This window comes from Spiroplasma endosymbiont of Anurida maritima (assembly GCF_042465095.1).
Classification (GTDB): Bacteria; Bacillota_I; Bacilli_A; order Mycoplasmatales; family Mycoplasmataceae.
The window spans coordinates 243,799-260,521 of sequence record NZ_CP102059.1 but is presented as its reverse complement, the minus strand read 5'-3'; the positions used below and the strand labels follow the sequence as shown (position 1 = coordinate 260,521).

Here is a 16,723-nt window from a genome sequence, read left to right as displayed (position 1 = left end):
ATATGAAACCATTTATTAGACCAGAATTTAGTATAAACTCAGAAGATAAAGTTAATAATTCAGCTGTTATTGTAGCAGAACCACTAGAAAAAGGGTTTGGAGATACACTAGGTAACGCAATTAGAAGAACATTATTATTCGCAACACCAGGTGCGGCAGTTTATGCTTTAAAAGTAAAGGGAGCTTCACATGAATTTACAGCTCTTGAAGGTGTTTTAGAACACATGACACAAATTGTGTTAAATATTAAAGACTTAGTTATTAAAATTAACCCAGAAATTTACCCAGAAAACGAATCTGTTTTAATTAAAGGAATCAGAAGAGAAGAAGGTGAATTGCTTTCAGGAGATTTAGAAGTTCCTGAAGGTGTAGAAATCATTAACAAAGATTTAGTAATCGCAACAGTAGCTGATGGGGGAAACTTTGAAGTTGAACTATATGCTAAAAACTCTCGTGGTTATAAAACTGTTGAAGAAAATAAAAAAGATAAAAAATATACTGATTTAATCGTTATTGATGCAAACTTTTCTCCAATTGAAAAAGTTTCATATCACGCCAAAGATACAAAAGTTGGTAAAAGTGTAGATTTAGAAAAATTAGAAATTATTGTTAAAACAAACGGCTCAATTGAACCAATGGACGCTGTAGCTATTGCTGGTAAAGTGATCAACGATCACATGGAATTCTTTGTTAACTTAAAAGAGGAATTAAGTGAAACAAATGTTATAGCAACTGCAACAGAAGAACAAGAAGATGAATTGGATCGTGCAATTGAAGAATTAGAATTTACACAAAGATCTCAAAATTGTTTAAAACGTGAACAAATTAACACTGTTCGTGATTTAATTACAAAAACTGAAGATGAAATTGAAACTATTAGAAACTTAGGAAAAAAATCATTAACAGAAATCAAAGAAAAAGTTAAGTCATTAGGACTTGAGTTTAAGAAAGACTAGGGGGTTTATATGTCATACCAACAAAAAAGAGGTAAAAATACTTCGTGACGTAATGGACTTATGAGAAACTTAGCAACTGAGTTAATTATTCATGAAAAATTACAAATCACTGAAACTAGAGCAAAAGAATTACGTCGTCATGTCGAAAAACTAATTACATTAGGTAAAAGAGGTGATTTACACGCAAGAAGAAGAGCAGCATCTTTTTTAAGAAACATTACTGTTAAAAATGAAAAAGCAGCAGCTTTACAAAAATTATTTGGACCATTAGCTAAACAATATAGTAAGCGTAACGGTGGATATACAAGAATATTAAAGTTAGATAATAGACGTGGTGATAATGCACCTGTTGTAATTATTGCTTTAGTATAATATTTAAATAATTAAATAAAAAAATAGTCTGAAAAGGCTATTTTTTATTTTATAATTAACTTAATAAGGGGATATTATGATTACAATTAGAAATGAACAAGAAATTAAAGATATGAAAATTGCTTGTGATGTCATTAAAAAAGTACATTATGAGTTAAAAAAAATGATAAAACCAGGGGTTACGGGGTTAGATTTAGACCAAGCTGCTGAAANNAAAATCATTATTAATAATGGATGTAAACCTAATTTTAAAGGTTTATATGACTTTCCAAACACAGCTTGTGTTTCATTAAACAATGTATTGGTACATGGAATACCAAATAACTATAAATTTAAAAATGGCGATGTTGTTTCAGTTGATGTAGGTTGTGTTTATAACAACATGAATAGTGATGCTGCTTTTACGGTAATTGTTGGTACAGCAAACAATGAAATAGATGAAAAATTAGTAAAAGTTACTAAAGAATCTTTATATAAAGCAATTGAGGTTTTAAAACCGGGAGTTAGAATTGGCGACATAGGTCATGCTGTTCAAAATCATATAGAAAAAGCTGGCTTTCATTTACCAACAGACTTTGCTGGTCATGGAATTGGAACAAAGTTACATGAAGATCCAAGTATTCCTAATGTTGGAACACCAGGGACTGGATTAAGATTAAAAGAGGGTATGACAATTTGTATTGAACCAATGGTTCAAATTGGTACTAAACACATAGATTTTTTAGAAGATAACTGAACACCGGTTTCTGTTAATGGTCAAAATAGTGCCCACTTCGAGCACACTATTTTAATTACAAAAGATGGGTGTGAAGTTTTAACAGAATATATCTAAAAATAATTGGAAATTAATTAATATGTTTATTAAATAAACAAGGTATAATTATAAAAAGATAATAATTTTAGAAGAAAGAGGGTATTTATGTTTTTGTCAATAATAGTTCATTCTCAAAACCACCCAAGTAAAATTTTAAAAACTATCGTGTCAATAAGAAAGCAAACTTTGCGTGATTATGAAGTTATTTTTATAAATGATACTGGTTACACACCAAAACATCCTATTATGGATTTATTTGATAGTGTTTTTCATGAGCATGAAAAAGAGAATGTTAAAATTATAAGTTTTTCAAGATCACAAGGATTTAGCTATGCAATAAATGAAGGTATTCATGCAGCCGAAGGTAAATATTGTATGATTTTAGAAGAGGGAGAATTATTAGAACCAACAGCTATTGAGGTTCTAANNAAAAAATCTGTTGGAAAAAAAGACGTAGATATTCTTGAATTTGGATATGAAAATAACTCTAATGTATCTCATAATGTATTCATAAATGAAAATTTAAAAACTAAAAATCCGCAAGTTAATAAAGAAGTTGTGGCTTTTGCTAACTCTTCAATTGGAAACAAAATGTATAGTGTGGAATTTTTAAATAAAAATAAGTTATTTTTTAAACGCTACAAAAGATTTGATTCTTTATTCTTTTATAAAGCGATTGCTAAAGCTAATTCTTATTTAACAATTCACGATAAAATAGCTATTTTTGATTCAGCAATAATTTCTTATAGTGTTTTTGATTTACTAAAACAATGATCACATATTTTTAACTACTATCGTGATCGCAATATTTATAATAATTTTAGAAATGAAATTGAGTATGCTTATGTAAGGTTTTGTTTAGTAACTTTCTTAGATATAATAACAAATCAAAATAATAATAATTTATCACACAAAGCGTATTCAACTGTTTTCAATAAATATAAAAAACGTTTTAGAAACTATCGTCAAAATAAGTATGCTAAAAACATTGTCGGGGACAAGTACTTTGCAACTGTTGCTAATGATATAAGTAAATATTTGAAAATTTGAAAAGAAAATAATTGTAAATAAATTAGAAATTGAATTTAATGAAAAAAAAATCCTATAAATAATCTAGAATACAAAATTGCTCATAGCTTGCTAATATTTTTAGCAAGAATTTTTGATATGATTTTTGTTAGTATTCCCTCAATTATTATTTCTGTTGCTTTAGAAAGTAGTTTAGCAAGTTTGTGAGTTGCTATTACTTTTTTTGTTATTAATTTAGTATTTGTTATCTTTTATTTTTCTGTTATACCAATTTTTTGAAAAGGAAAAACATTATTTAAGTGAATTTTCCGTTTTAGATTATATAGTTACAACAAAGTGACAAAATGATATATTTATTTTTTAAGGGAATTTTATTTCACACTTCCTTATTTAGTTATTACTTCGTTAAACATTTTTTTATTGAATTATTATCAAGAAGACATGTTGTCAGCTATAAATGGAGATGATGTCTTTTTGTTAACTAAAATTTTGATTCAATCTATTATTACTTTCATTTCACTTTGAACATTTGTCATTTATACTTCACTTTTTATAAGTAAAAAAAATCAATATATTTTTGATAAAAAGCTAAAAGTATTTAATGTTTATATAAAACCAGTTGAACACCAACAAACAATAAATAACAATGATATAATCAACAAAGATTATCATCATATTCACTTGGGAGACAATCAACCGGGTAATATAGATGAAAGAGAAATAGATAAGATAAAGGAAAAATAAGAATGAATTTAGACCAAGCAATTAATACTTTAAATAAACAACAAAAAGAAGCTGTTTTAGAGGTAAACCAACCTGTAAAAATTATTGCAGGAGCTGGTTCTGGGAAAACAAGAGTAATTACATTAAAGATTGCTAATTTAATTGAAAATTTAAATATAAAACCATGACGTATTTTTGCTTTAACTTTTACAAACAAAGCAACTAATGAAATGAAGGAAAGAGTTAAAGCTTTAGTTGACAATGGACAAGAAACATTCATTTCAACATACCATGGTTTTTGTTTTAAAGTAATTTGACAAGAATATGAAGCTTTAGGATTTGAAAAAATACCTGAAATAATTGATACTTATACAAAATTAACGTTTATTAGAAAATTTTTTAAAGGCCACGGTTGAGATACAATAAAGACTAAACCAAGAACAATTTCAACTTACATAAGTAATTGAAAAAATGGGTCTGATGAGCAAGTGGATGAAACAAAATTATATCGAGAAGTTGATAGAAAAGCTTATGCAACTTTTGTTGCCTACCAAAAATATTTAAAAGACAATAATTTTTTAGACTACGATGATTTATTGTTAAAAGTTGACCATTTATTTTCTACAAATAAAGTTGTTTTAGAAAAATGACAAAATAAATTTGACTATATTCTAGTGGATGAGTTCCAAGATACAAATGATATTCAATATTCAATTATTAAATCATTAACTGCTAACAGTAATAAAATAACTGTTGTTGGAGATCCTGATCAAACTATTTATTCTTGAAGAGGGGCAAGAGTTGAACTTATTTTAAATTTTAATAATGATTTTACAAACACTAAAACAATTTATTTAAATCAAAATTATCGCTCAACTCAAACAATTTTAAATGCATCTAATAGTTTTATTGGCAATAATAAAAATCGTATTAAAAAAGAACTATTTTCAGAAGGAATAGTTGGGGATAAAATTAATATTTTTGAAGCTTATGACATTGATAATGAAGCTGAATTTGTTGCTGAAGAAATTCAAAACTTGCAAAAAGATTATAAATATAAAGATGTATATGTTCTTTGTCGAACTAATAACTTAACAAGAGCTTTAGAAGATAAATTTAGTATTAATAAAATCCCTTATAAAATCCTAAATAACCGTTCTTTTTATGATCGTAAAATTGTTAAACAAACAATTGCTAACATTGCTGTATTGCTTAAATCAAACAACACTTATTATGAAATAGTTTTAGATGAAATGCCGGGAATTGGTGAAAAATCAGTTGAAAAAATTGTGGCAGATATACAAGAAAAAAATATTTCTTTTAAAGATTATTTACTAAATAATGAAACTTTTCCGATTACTTCAAAAAGATCGTTAGAAGCATTATCTGTTTTTAAAGAGGCTTTTTTAAAGTTGCATAACCAAATAAGTGATAATAATTTATCATTATATAAGTTAGTTGAACAATATTTACATAATAATGGTTTTATTAAAAGAGCTGAAGCAAGAGATTCTGATGAAGCCGGAAATATTTTTGAAGCATTAAAAATATTATCAGACTTTGAAGAAACTGCTAAAATTGCAAATCCAAGTGAAAGTAATCTTGAAACTTTAAATAATTTTTTAGACACAATTAATTTAGACACATCGCATTTAGATGAAGAAGAAGACAATACTGTTAAAATTATCACAATTCATTCTGCAAAAGGGCTAGAAAATAAAGTTGTTTTCATTTTTGGTGTGTGTGAAGGTTCGTTTCCTTCATTTTATGGAGAATTGGAAGAGGAAAGAAGAACAATGTATGTTGCTGCCACAAGAGCGCAAGAAAAGTTATATATTTCATATAATATGGGATATAATTTTCAAACAAAAAGAAACAATATTGCCTCTTCATTTATTAGAGAGTTTAATAAACAGTATGTTGAAATTGTGAAAGATAAATCATTTGAAGCAATTGAGTCTGCGATGAAACCGATGGAATCGAGTTATTTATTTAAAAAGTTTGAAAACAGAGCAAAAGCTAAATTTAGTTTAGACGATAAAGTAGAACATTCATTTTTTGGTAAAGGTCGTGTTATTGGGTTTATTGGTAATGATGTTGAAGTTGAATTTGAAGAAGATATGTCAACAAGGTCTGTTCCATCAAATTCTGATATTTTAAAAAAATTATTAACATAAAGAAATATTTATTATATAATTATTTCATAAACAAATATAGAAGGTGAATTTTTATTCATAATAGGGAATTAAGTTAAATGCTTAAGCTGTCCCAGCAACTGTGAAAAGGATGAAAGCTACAAAACCACTGTGTATACACGGGAAGGGTAGTTAGTAAGATGATTTTAAGCCAGTAGACCTACCTTTATATTTTTTTATAAAAAATACTTCTGGGATAAAGTATTAGTTATATTCATTTTTAAACATGCAATATAATTTTTACAGTCTCAAAATTTGAGATTTTTTTTATGGAAAGGAATATAATGAAAAATTTTAGTTTTAAAAATAATTGAAAACAATTAATTTTTATTTTTACATCAGTTATCTTGTTGGCAACAACTATTTTAACTGCCGTATTTTTATACAAACAAGTACAAGAAAATAAAAATTATTTTATTAATGAAAACGTGAGAGTCATGTTTTTAGATTCAGAAGATAAAGTTGTCAACGATCAAACAATTTCAACAGAATTGTTAACGTTGGAAGACTTATTAAGATCTGAAACATATGAAAAAGATGTACATGTTGATATTGTAAATTATATGGTGCAAATAGTTGAAGCTTTTAATTTAATTAATGGAAAACCTAATGTAGGTTTTACAGTGTATTCTGATACAAACAATAGTTGTGCCTTTGGATTTTGTGGTGGATATGATGATGAAGGACAGGGTGGAGGTAACCCAATCAACACATTACATCTACAAGATAATGATGTTTTTAAAATTAAACCAATGGCTATAAAAAGTAGTATTTAATTAAGTAATTTTAAGGAGATTTATGAAATTTAATTTTAAGAAAAATTTAGTTACAATGATTTTTGTAATCATTTCAACCGTGCTTTTATCAGCAACAGTAGTTTTAGCTTCATTCTTATTATCAGAAAAGAAAAAGAGTGAAAACTACCAACTAAAACAAAATGTACAAGTGAATTTTCACAATAAAGAACAAAAAATAATAAGTGATAAAAAAACAGATACAAAGTATGCAACTTTAGAAGAACTTTTACTGTCGCCAGTATATGAAGAAGCTAAACCAGTAATCTCTACAGGAGTTTATCGCAGTTTTTTAAATGATGCATACAATATAATAGATAATGAATCAAATTGATATTTAATGCTATATAGCGACACAAACAAAAGCTGTAAAGATAACGAAGGTGGAATGTGTGATGTTGGAATAAGCTTCTTATATTTAGAAGATAATGATGTATTTGACATCAAAGCAGAGTATTATGGTTAATTAGTAACATAGAAAAAGGGGATATATGAATAATAATATACAAGTATGATTTAAGAAAAATTGAGTAGCATTTTTATTTATGCTAACAACATTGGCTTTAATGGTGGCCACAATAGTTTTAGCCATTTTTATGACAAATCAAATAAAAGAAAATAACGCAAGCGTTAATAATGATAATGTAAGACTTATTTTTATAGATGACAAAAAAGAGATTGTAAATGATCGTGTTGTAGATACAACATCATTTACATTACATGAGTTATTAATTTCAAATGAATATGAAAATAATGTAAAAATGGGAAAAAATGAATATGGAAACCCAATTATAAGCGATGCATATAACATAGCAAAAAATAGTGAAACAAAGATAAATTTTAGTGTCAAGTCATACACAAATAGTTATTGTGTAGCTAACGATGGAACTTGTGGTCTTTATATTGATTCATTATTTTTACAAGATGATGATATTTATATTGTAGAAGCTGTGGCTGTTTAATTTTAAGGTAAAGGAGATATATGAAATTTAATTTTAAGAAAAATTTATTAACAATAATATTTATTATTACATCAACAATATTTTTAGTTACAACAGTTGTTTTTTCAACTTTTCTAATGGCTGAAATAAAAAAAGCTGATCAATATAGTTCGATAAAAGAAGTAACTGTAAATTTTTACGATAAAGAAGAAAAAGTTATTGAATCAAATACATTTAATACAAAGTGAGCTACTTTAGAAGAATTATTAGCATCTCCATATTATGGAGATAATATTGAAATGTATCCTAATCCAGTGTTTGGAGCTTGATTACAAGACGCATACAGCATTATTAACTCAGAAGCAGACTGATATTTAATGCTTTATAGTGATAGTAACAAAGGGTGTGAAGGTAATGCTGATGGAGCTTGTGACTTTGGTGTGAGTTTCTTATATCTAGAAGATAATGATACTTTTGACATTAGAGCAAAGTATATTCCTTGAGAAGGATTTGCTTACTAAATATAAATAATGATTAAATTTAAGAGAAAAAAAATAGTATTCCAAACCACATATTAATATTTAAATATACATTTTGCGCAATATACGCTAGTTTAATTTTTGGATTACAAATTGCTTTGGCAGCAATTCCAAACGTGCACTTAACTACATTTCTTTTATGTGTAGGGTTCGTTATTTTAAAACCGAATACATCATATATAATTACAAATACTTATATAGGGTTAATGTTGGTTACTTTTGGTTTTACAACTTGAAATCTAATGTACTTTTTAATTTTTAACGCTTATGGAACAATAGCATATTTGTTAAAAAACATTCTTATTAAGTGACCAATGTTATTTTGTTTATTAATTGCATTTTTTGGATATATATTTGGATTGCTATTTACTCTTCAAGAATGGTTTTTAAATGGTTTTTCATATGCATTAGCATATTTTATTAGAGGATTAATGTTTGATTTTATTCATGGAACAAGTAATTTTTTAGTCGGTATATTTTTATTAAACCCAGTCATAAAAGCATTTACATCTGTGGCCTATAAATATGAAATTTTATTTAATAAAAAATTTTTAAAGACAATAGATACGTAAAATATTGAAACAAAATGTTTCTATTTTGAATAATAGTATTTACAAAATTATAGTATTTATATAAAATACACTTGTATAGACTAAAAGAAATGAAAAGGATTATTATGGCAAAAATTTTAAAAATAAAAATCACAGATCCAAAAGGATTGCACGCAAGACCTGCAGCATTATTAGTTTCAACAGCTGGTAAATTTGACTCAAAGTTGACTATTAAATCTGAAAATGGAACAGAAGGTGATTTAAAATCAATTATGAACATTTTATCAATTGGGATTACTGTTAACACAAACATCGAAATTATTGCAGATGGAAGTGATGAAGCAGACGCAATCGTTGAAATCAAAAAATTATTTATCGATAATGAATTATCAACAGAAGAAAACATTAAATAGTTTTATAAAAATGAATTTTAATTCATTTTTTTTTATAAAAAATATTATTATAAAAAATAGTAATTTTTTCCAATTTTTCTTATAATAATAAGGAATGCGAAAGGGTTACATATGATAATTTTAGCGATTGAAACAAGTTGTGATGAAACAAGTTTTTCTATTTTAAAAGATGGAAAAGTGTTATCTAATGTAATTTCATCACAAATTGAACAACACACAAAATATGGAGGAGTTATTCCAGAACTAGCATCGAGAATGCATTTTGAGAATTTCGACACAGTTTTAGAAGAAGCCATTAATACAAGTAAAATTTCTTTAGAAGATATTAATTATATAGCTTATACCGCTAACCCTGGGTTACTAGGGGCTTTACACGTTGGAAAAATAATTGCTAAAACTTTAAGTGATGTTTTAAATATTCCTTTAATTCCCTTAAATCATTTACATGGTCATATTTATGCGGGCAAAATTGATAATAATATTGTATTCCCAGCTATCGCACTTCTTATTAGTGGAGGACACACTCAACTTATATATTTAAAAGAAAATTTAAATTTTGAAATTATTGGTACAACAAAAGATGATGCTATTGGTGAGTGCTTTGATAAGGTGGCAAGAGAATTAAAACTTAGCTATCCTGGTGGACCTATTATTGAAAAAAAAGCCAGTTTAGGTAAAGTTGGTGATTATGATTTACCTTTTCCACTAAATGATGATTCTCTGGACTTTTCATTTAGTGGTTTAAAATCAGCCGCCATAAGAATTATTAGAAACCATGAAAAACATAATTTAGAAATTAACACAAAAAATTTCTGTGCAGATTTTCAAGAAAAATGTACAGAGATCTTATATAGCAAACTAACAAAAGCTATTAAAAAATATCAAGTAAAATCACTTATTTTGGCCGGGGGAGTTGCCGCCAATAAAAGTATTCGGAATATGTTTGTGAAATTAGCGTCACAACATCATTTACAAGGAATTATTCCTAAACTTGAATATTGTACAGATAATGCAGCAATGATTGCAATGTTGGCTTACGAAACAGTAGTTAACAAATAAGGAGAAAAAGTATGGCTTCATTTTTAACAAAATTAGATACCTTAATGGAAGATAATTTTACANAAAAAGAAAAAGAAATTATTTTGTTTATACGAAAAAATTTAGAAAGTGTTAGAAACATGAATATTGAAGCACTAGCTCAAAGTGTAAATACGGGTTATAGTGCAATATATGGACTATTAAAAAAATTAGGGATTAATGGATATCGTAATTTTATTGTTTCTGTATCAAGTGATATTGAAATGAAATCATTAAACTTAAGTAATGATGATAAATCACTTAAGAAAAAATATTTTGATATTATTAATCAAAATTCAAATATAATAGATGAAAATCTATTAAAACAAACTGTTAGTTATTTAACAGCGGCTCATAAAATATATATTGTAGGGATGGGTACAACTAGATTTTTAGCGCAATCACTTGCTTTACAATTAAACAATTACGGTTTTTTAGCAATTGCACTAGATGAAGGTGAAGAAGATTTTAACATAAGAACTCGTTACATGACAGAACATGATTTAGTAATAGCATTTTCATTATTTGGAAATAACGAAGCAATTAATAAAGGATTAAAATCTGCAAAAGAAAACAATGCAAAAATTATTGTAATTTCAGGTAAGGGACTATCAAGTTCTGGGAGTTTTGCGGATATAACACACGTTATTTCATCACCAATATTTGATATTAGAAATACCGACGTTTATGTTGATAAATTAGTACCATGAATGTTTTTTACAGATAAATTAATTAATGAAGTATTAAATTCAGGATTTGTAGATCGAGAATATGTTGCGGCAAAAATCCATCACGATTGAAACTAAAAAATATATAATATAAACATTACATAAATAAAAAAATAAAGGAGAATTATGACACCACATATAACAGCAAAAAAAGAAGATATAGCAAAAATTGTAATAATGCCAGGAGACCCACTTAGAGCTAAATACATCGCAGAAAAGTTTTTAACAGATGTAAAATTAGTCAATGAAGTTAGAAATATGTTAATGTTCACAGGAACATATAAAGGTCAAAGAATAACAATCGCAGGTAGTGGAATGGGATGTGCCAGTATTGGAATCTATTCATATGAATTATATAAATTTTATGATGTTGACACAATAATAAGAGTAGGATCAGCTGGAAGTTATCGTAAAGAATTAAATGTTTTTGACGTTGTGCTAGCTGATAAAGCATATGGAGAAAGTACATATGCAAAAATAGCTACTGGTATTGAAGGAAATATCATAGATGCTTCAAAAAATATAATAACAAGCATTAAAGATACAGCAAAAGAATTATCACATGTTGTAACAACGGGAACAGTTCATTCTTCAGATGTTTTCTATCGTAAAAACCCAAATGATTGAAAAGAAATTACTACTAAATATGATGCACTTTGTGTAGAAATGGAATCATATGCTCTATACGCAAACGCTATTGCTTTAAACAAACAAGCAGCTTGTCTTTTAACAATATCTGACTCATTTATTACAAGTGAAAAAACATCACCAGAAGATCGCCAAAATAGTTTTAACAACATGATCAAATTAGCTTTAGAAAGTTGTGCAAAAATATAATATGGATTTACAAAAATTATTTAAAAATTTTGAAAATTTAGATCAAAAAGAAGTAAAAGTTACAGCTTGAACAAAATCTAATCGCTTAAGCGGTAAATTAGGTTTTTTAGAAATAAATGATGGAACATATCTTGATAATGTACAAGTTGTGTATAAAAAAAATATAATTGAGAATTTTGATGAAGTAGCAAGTTTACGTTTATCTTCAGCTGTTGAAATTAAGGGAATGTTAAAGTTAACTCCAAGTGCAAAACAACCATTTGAAATAGCGGCAGAAAAAATAGAAATTTTAAAAACAAGTGATGAAAAATTCCCTTTGCAAGCAAAAGAACAATCATTAGAGTTTTTAAGAGAAATAGCTCATATTAGAGCAAAAACAAATTATTTTAATGCAATATTTAAAATAAGAAGTAATTTATCTTTTTATATTCATGAATATTTTAATGCAAACAATTTTGTATACTTACAATCTCCAATTATTACAGCCAATGACGCAGAAGGTGCTGGAGAATCATTTACAGTAACAACCATTAAAAATGATAAGTATGATCAAGATTTTTTTGGAAAAAAAGCTAGTTTAACAGTTTCTGGACAATTGCAAGCAGAAAGTTATGCGCAAGCATTTAAAAATGTTTATACATTTGGGCCAACATTTAGAGCGGAAAATTCAAATACTTCTCGCCATGCAGCAGAGTTTTGAATGATTGAACCAGAAGTTGCCTTTAGTGATTTAAAACAAAATATGGATTTAGCTGAAGATTTATTAAAAAGCATTGTTAAAAAATTATTTGTAAACAATATTAATGAAATTAACCTTTTATCTACAAAAAATGAAATAGATTTAGAAACAAGATTTAAGGAAATTATTGAAAAAGAATTCTTTAGAATTACATACACAGAAGCTATTGATATTTTACAAAAAGCTGTAAAAAGTAAAAAAGTATCTTTTGAAATTAATGACATCAATTGAGGTATGGATTTACAATCAGAACATGAACGTTATATTTGCGAAACAGTTTATAACGCACCTGTGTTTGTAACTGATTATCCTTCAAAAATAAAGGCTTTTTATATGAAACAAAATGCTGATAATAAAACTGTTGCAGCATGTGACTTATTAGTTCCGGGTGTTGGAGAATTAATCGGTGGTAGCCAAAGAGAAGACGATTATCAAAAGTTAGTAAACAAAGCAAAAGAATTTAATATAGATGAAAAAGATTTATCATGATATTTTGAACTACGAAACTTTGGCTATGCTAGCAGTGCGGGATTTGGCTTAGGTTTTGAACGTTTAATTATGTATTTAACTGGTGTGAGCAATATTAGAGATGTTATCGCCTTTCCTCGAACTCCTAAAAACATTAAGTATTAATTTTTTACAATTTGATATATAATATTTAAATATGCAAATATAGCATATTTTTTATTTATTAAAAACAAGATGCTATAAAATTAAAACATATATAGATGATATATATTAATTTAGGAAGACTAATAGGATAGGAGTGATTTTTATAAATAAGATTATAAAACAGCTTAGAATAAATCGGGGCCTATCACAAAAAGAACTAGCAGATCTTGTAGGAATGCAACAATCAACTATATGTAGAATAGAGAGTGATTGTTCATCAACATCTTGATCTAAAATTAAAAAAATATTAATTTTCTTAAGCGCGGATTTTAGCGAAGAATTTAGAAAGGTTACAAAAGAAGAAAAAAATCGTTTATACACATTTATTTCATTAATTGTAAATAACCCAAAGTTAAAAAAACAAGCTATAGAAAACCCCGAATTATTAGCAGCCAAAGTAATTAAGAACCTAATGTAAACATTAGGTTTTATTTTTGTAAAATTATATTTTTAAGTTAAAATTATATCATTAACGACAAGGGGTATTATGATTTGAGATTATTATTTCATTTATGAATTAAGTGGTAAAAACCAGGAATTAGTAACAATATGTAAAAATGAAAAAACAGCAANNAAAAAAGCCTTATTGGATTATGTTTTAGATATTAAGCAAAACAAAAATTTTACAGATATAAAAAGATTTTGTTTGGTTTTATCATATGATGAACAAACCGATGACTATGTTATTAACAAGGAAAAAACAAATGATTTTGAAAAGTCACTACCATTTTGTGTAATGTGTAGAAAAGTGACTTTGAAACTTCAACAAAATTTATGTACTCTTTGTTATAGTGAATATGAAGGAATAGAATTATTTTCATGCCAAATGTGTAATGGAATCAATGTTAAAGTAAATCATTATCAAGATAAAATGTATGGTGAAGTATATAAAAATAAAAAACGCTTTATAGTTTGTGCTGGTTGCATTCAAGGCGCATTTATGGAGAATAGATAATATGAAAAAGACAGAAACTTTATATGTTATTTTATACAAAGAAAATTTAGAACTAGATAACTTTAAACTTATAAAATTTTATAAAAAGTATGAAGAAGCTAAAAATTATTTGTTAGAAAATAATAAAAATAGTCATTATGTTTTAAAAACTTTTAATGCAATTGGTTTAGATAATAACTTTGAAAAAGCGACAATTTTACCATCAGAAATTAAAGATGATATTGGTATTTGTAAATCATGTAAAAATTGATTTCAAAGAACAGATAGTTCTCCATATTGTAATAAATGTAATAAAATTTATTTACAAGGCAATATGCAATGTAATATTTGCAATAATTTCTATGATTTTAAGGATAATTTCTTTAGAACAGATTCATTAAACATCTATCCTAAATTAGCTTGCGATAAATGTTCAGCTAACTTATTAAAAAACTTTAAATAATGTTAAGTTAATTAACTTGACATTATTTATTTTTTTTTATAAACTATAATGGTGTTAAGTTATAAACTTTAACAGAATTATGAAAGGAATAAAAATGGTAAAATTAAGATTAAAAAGAACTGGAAAAAAGAAATCAGCTTTTTATAGAATTGTAGCAATTGATTCTAGAGCTAAAAGAGATGGAGAGTATATTGAATTATTAGGAACATACAATCCAAACAATGGAGAAAACAAAATTAATTTTGATGCCGCTCTAAGTTGATTAGAAAAAGGTGCTAAACCAACTGATACTGTTAGAAACTTATTAAGCAAAGAGGGTGTTATGAAAAAACATCACGAAAACAAGTTAGCTAATAAAAAGAAATAATTTGAAATTAGTTGAAATATTTGACATAGTCAAAACCCACGGCATTAAAGGGCAGATGGTTGTTAAAAGCTTAGTAAATTTAAATCATGAAGACTTAATGGAAAAAAACATTGTCATCAATTTAGGTTTAAAAAAAGAAGTTTTAAAAGTAAAAAATATTAAACCTTTTAAGGATAAATATATTATTAAATTTTATGATTACAATAATATAAATGATGTACAAGTTTTTTTAAACAAAATTATTGAAATTGATTCAGATAGCATTAAGCATCACCCAATTTTATTAAAAAGTTTTGCAAACTATACATTAATCATTGAAGGAAATAACTATTCAATTGAAAAAGTTTTTAATAACAATGCGCATGACATAGTTGCATTTGAATATCAAGATCGTAACTTAATGATTCCCTTGGTAGACGAATTTGTTGTTGTGGATAATAAAAATTTAACAATTACAATAAAGGATATTGCTAAATGGCTTTAAAAAATATATGAATTTTAACATTATTTCCTCAACAGTTTGATGGTTTTACACAAACTTCAATCATTGGAAAAGCAGTTGAAAGTAATTATATTAATATTAATATTTTAGATATCAGAAAATTTTCAAATTATAAACACAAACAAGTAGATGATTACCAGTATGGCGGGGGACCGGGAATGGTAATGCTTATCGAACCGATTGTGGAAGCACTTAAAACAATTAAGGCAAAAAATAAATATACAATTTTATTAACTCCTCAAGGAAAACAATATAAACAATTATTAGCAAAAAACATATCTACAAATTATGATGACTTGATTTTAATATCGGGTCATTACGAAGGTGTAGATGAAAGAATTCTTAATTATATTGATGAAGAAATTTCAATTGGTGATTATGTATTAACTGGAGGAGAGCTGCCAGCAATGGTAATTGCAGATAGTGTTATTAGATTAATTGATGGTGTTATTAATGAAGAATCATTACAGAGTGAATCTTTTAATGATAATCAATTTGATCACCCAGTATTCTCTAAGCCAAGAAGTTTTGAGGGCCACGATGTACCAGAAGTATTGTTATCAGGACATCATGAAAATATTAATAAATGAAGAAAATTACAAGCAAGTAACAAAATTAAAAAAAATCGACCAGATTTATTANAAAAAATAACGAAAGGATTACTTATTATGAACATGAATTTAACTAACGAAGTTGTAAAAGATCAACTTAAAACAGATTTACCAAACTTTAGTTCAGGAGACACAATTAAAGTTGATGCTAAAATAAAAGATGGAGCAAAATTTAGAATTCAATCTTTTGAAGGAGTTGTTATTAAAAGACAAGGGAGCGGTATTTCGCAAGCTGTTTTAGTAAGAAAAACTAGCAACGGAGCATCTGTTGAAAGAATATTTCCAATTCACTCACCATTAATTGATAAGATTACATTAATTAAACAAGGTAAAGTTAGAAGAGCACGTATTTACTATATGAGAAATAGACAAGGTAAAGCTGCACGTATTAAAGAAATTATTAAACAAAAATAATAAAATATATGATATATAATTATATTAATCTAACAACTTATTCCAAGGGAGG

Annotated in this window: 21 protein-coding genes and 1 riboswitch; all 21 genes read left to right on the top strand. The window is 26.6% G+C overall.

What is annotated here, in order from left to right; genetic code table 4:
* Positions 1 to 2 precede the first annotated feature (2 nt).
* The gene (locus NPX79_RS01345) at positions 3 to 956 is read left to right on the top strand and encodes a DNA-directed RNA polymerase subunit alpha (protein ID WP_381415339.1); all 954 of its coding nucleotides are present in this window, start codon (positions 3 to 5) and stop codon (positions 954 to 956) included.
* Between the two features lie 9 nt (positions 957 to 965).
* Positions 966 to 1,328 carry a 50S ribosomal protein L17 gene (rplQ, locus tag NPX79_RS01340; protein WP_381415338.1) on the top strand — a complete coding sequence of 121 codons (363 nt, stop codon included), beginning with the start codon at positions 966 to 968 and terminating at the stop codon, positions 1,326 to 1,328.
* Between the two features lie 76 nt (positions 1,329 to 1,404).
* Positions 1,405 to 2,160 carry a type I methionyl aminopeptidase gene (gene map, locus NPX79_RS01335; RefSeq protein ID WP_381415337.1) on the top strand — a complete coding sequence of 252 codons (756 nt, stop codon included), beginning with the start codon at positions 1,405 to 1,407 and terminating at the stop codon, positions 2,158 to 2,160.
* Between the two features lie 87 nt (positions 2,161 to 2,247).
* Positions 2,248 to 3,213, top strand: a complete 966-nt coding sequence (locus tag NPX79_RS01330) for a glycosyltransferase family 2 protein (RefSeq protein WP_381415336.1) — start codon at positions 2,248 to 2,250, stop codon at positions 3,211 to 3,213.
* Positions 3,214 to 3,309: 96 nt separating this feature from the next.
* Positions 3,310 to 3,915, top strand: a complete 606-nt coding sequence (locus tag NPX79_RS01325; protein WP_381415335.1) for a hypothetical protein — start codon at positions 3,310 to 3,312, stop codon at positions 3,913 to 3,915.
* Between the two features lie 2 nt (positions 3,916 to 3,917).
* Positions 3,918 to 6,071 (top strand): ATP-dependent helicase, encoded by a 2,154-nt coding sequence (locus NPX79_RS01320; RefSeq protein WP_381415334.1) that lies wholly within the window; start codon positions 3,918 to 3,920, stop codon positions 6,069 to 6,071.
* A 24-nt stretch (positions 6,072 to 6,095) separates the two neighbouring features.
* A riboswitch (cobalamin riboswitch) is annotated at positions 6,096 to 6,272 on the top strand.
* A 101-nt stretch (positions 6,273 to 6,373) separates the two neighbouring features.
* Entirely contained in the window at positions 6,374 to 6,865 is a 492-nt protein-coding gene (locus NPX79_RS01315) for a hypothetical protein (RefSeq protein WP_381415333.1), read from the top strand.
* 22 nt (positions 6,866 to 6,887) lie between these two features.
* Positions 6,888 to 7,349, top strand: coding sequence for a hypothetical protein (locus NPX79_RS01310; RefSeq protein WP_381415332.1), 462 nt, complete (start codon positions 6,888 to 6,890; stop codon positions 7,347 to 7,349).
* 25 nt (positions 7,350 to 7,374) lie between these two features.
* Positions 7,375 to 7,845 (top strand): hypothetical protein, encoded by a 471-nt coding sequence (locus NPX79_RS01305; protein WP_381415331.1) that lies wholly within the window; start codon positions 7,375 to 7,377, stop codon positions 7,843 to 7,845.
* A 20-nt stretch (positions 7,846 to 7,865) separates the two neighbouring features.
* Entirely contained in the window at positions 7,866 to 8,345 is a 480-nt protein-coding gene (locus NPX79_RS01300) for a hypothetical protein (RefSeq protein WP_381415330.1), read from the top strand.
* A gap of 260 nt (positions 8,346 to 8,605) precedes the next feature.
* Positions 8,606 to 8,935: a hypothetical protein gene (locus tag NPX79_RS01295; RefSeq protein ID WP_381415329.1), complete on the top strand. Its 330-nt coding sequence runs from the start codon at positions 8,606 to 8,608 to the stop codon at positions 8,933 to 8,935.
* A 104-nt stretch (positions 8,936 to 9,039) separates the two neighbouring features.
* Positions 9,040 to 9,327: an HPr family phosphocarrier protein gene (locus NPX79_RS01290; protein ID WP_381415328.1), complete on the top strand. Its 288-nt coding sequence runs from the start codon at positions 9,040 to 9,042 to the stop codon at positions 9,325 to 9,327.
* Between the two features lie 111 nt (positions 9,328 to 9,438).
* Entirely contained in the window at positions 9,439 to 10,386 is a 948-nt protein-coding gene (gene tsaD / locus NPX79_RS01285) for a tRNA (adenosine(37)-N6)-threonylcarbamoyltransferase complex transferase subunit TsaD (protein WP_381415327.1), read from the top strand.
* A gap of 11 nt (positions 10,387 to 10,397) precedes the next feature.
* Positions 10,398 to 11,210, top strand: coding sequence for a MurR/RpiR family transcriptional regulator (locus NPX79_RS01280; RefSeq protein ID WP_381415326.1), 813 nt, complete (start codon positions 10,398 to 10,400; stop codon positions 11,208 to 11,210).
* Between the two features lie 48 nt (positions 11,211 to 11,258).
* On the top strand, positions 11,259 to 11,969 hold the full coding sequence (gene deoD, locus NPX79_RS01275) for a purine-nucleoside phosphorylase (protein ID WP_381415325.1): 711 nt from the start codon (positions 11,259 to 11,261) through the stop codon (positions 11,967 to 11,969).
* Between the two features lies 1 nt (position 11,970).
* Positions 11,971 to 13,341 (top strand): asparagine--tRNA ligase, encoded by a 1,371-nt coding sequence (asnS, locus tag NPX79_RS01270; protein ID WP_381415324.1) that lies wholly within the window; start codon positions 11,971 to 11,973, stop codon positions 13,339 to 13,341.
* Positions 13,342 to 13,474: 133 nt separating this feature from the next.
* Positions 13,475 to 13,798 (top strand): helix-turn-helix domain-containing protein, encoded by a 324-nt coding sequence (locus NPX79_RS01265; protein WP_381415323.1) that lies wholly within the window; start codon positions 13,475 to 13,477, stop codon positions 13,796 to 13,798.
* Between the two features lie 538 nt (positions 13,799 to 14,336).
* Positions 14,337 to 14,777, top strand: coding sequence for a hypothetical protein (locus tag NPX79_RS01260; RefSeq protein WP_381415322.1), 441 nt, complete (start codon positions 14,337 to 14,339; stop codon positions 14,775 to 14,777).
* A 94-nt stretch (positions 14,778 to 14,871) separates the two neighbouring features.
* Complete coding sequence (rpsP, locus tag NPX79_RS01255) at positions 14,872 to 15,144, top strand: 30S ribosomal protein S16 (protein WP_381415321.1); 273 nt, start codon at positions 14,872 to 14,874, stop codon at positions 15,142 to 15,144.
* A 1-nt stretch (position 15,145) separates the two neighbouring features.
* Positions 15,146 to 15,628 (top strand): hypothetical protein, encoded by a 483-nt coding sequence (locus tag NPX79_RS01250; RefSeq protein ID WP_381415320.1) that lies wholly within the window; start codon positions 15,146 to 15,148, stop codon positions 15,626 to 15,628.
* Positions 15,619 to 16,671: a tRNA (guanosine(37)-N1)-methyltransferase TrmD gene (gene trmD, locus NPX79_RS01245; protein ID WP_381415319.1), complete on the top strand. Its 1,053-nt coding sequence runs from the start codon at positions 15,619 to 15,621 to the stop codon at positions 16,669 to 16,671. The genes NPX79_RS01250 and trmD overlap by 10 nt, the downstream gene beginning before the upstream one ends.
* Positions 16,672 to 16,723 lie beyond the last annotated feature (52 nt).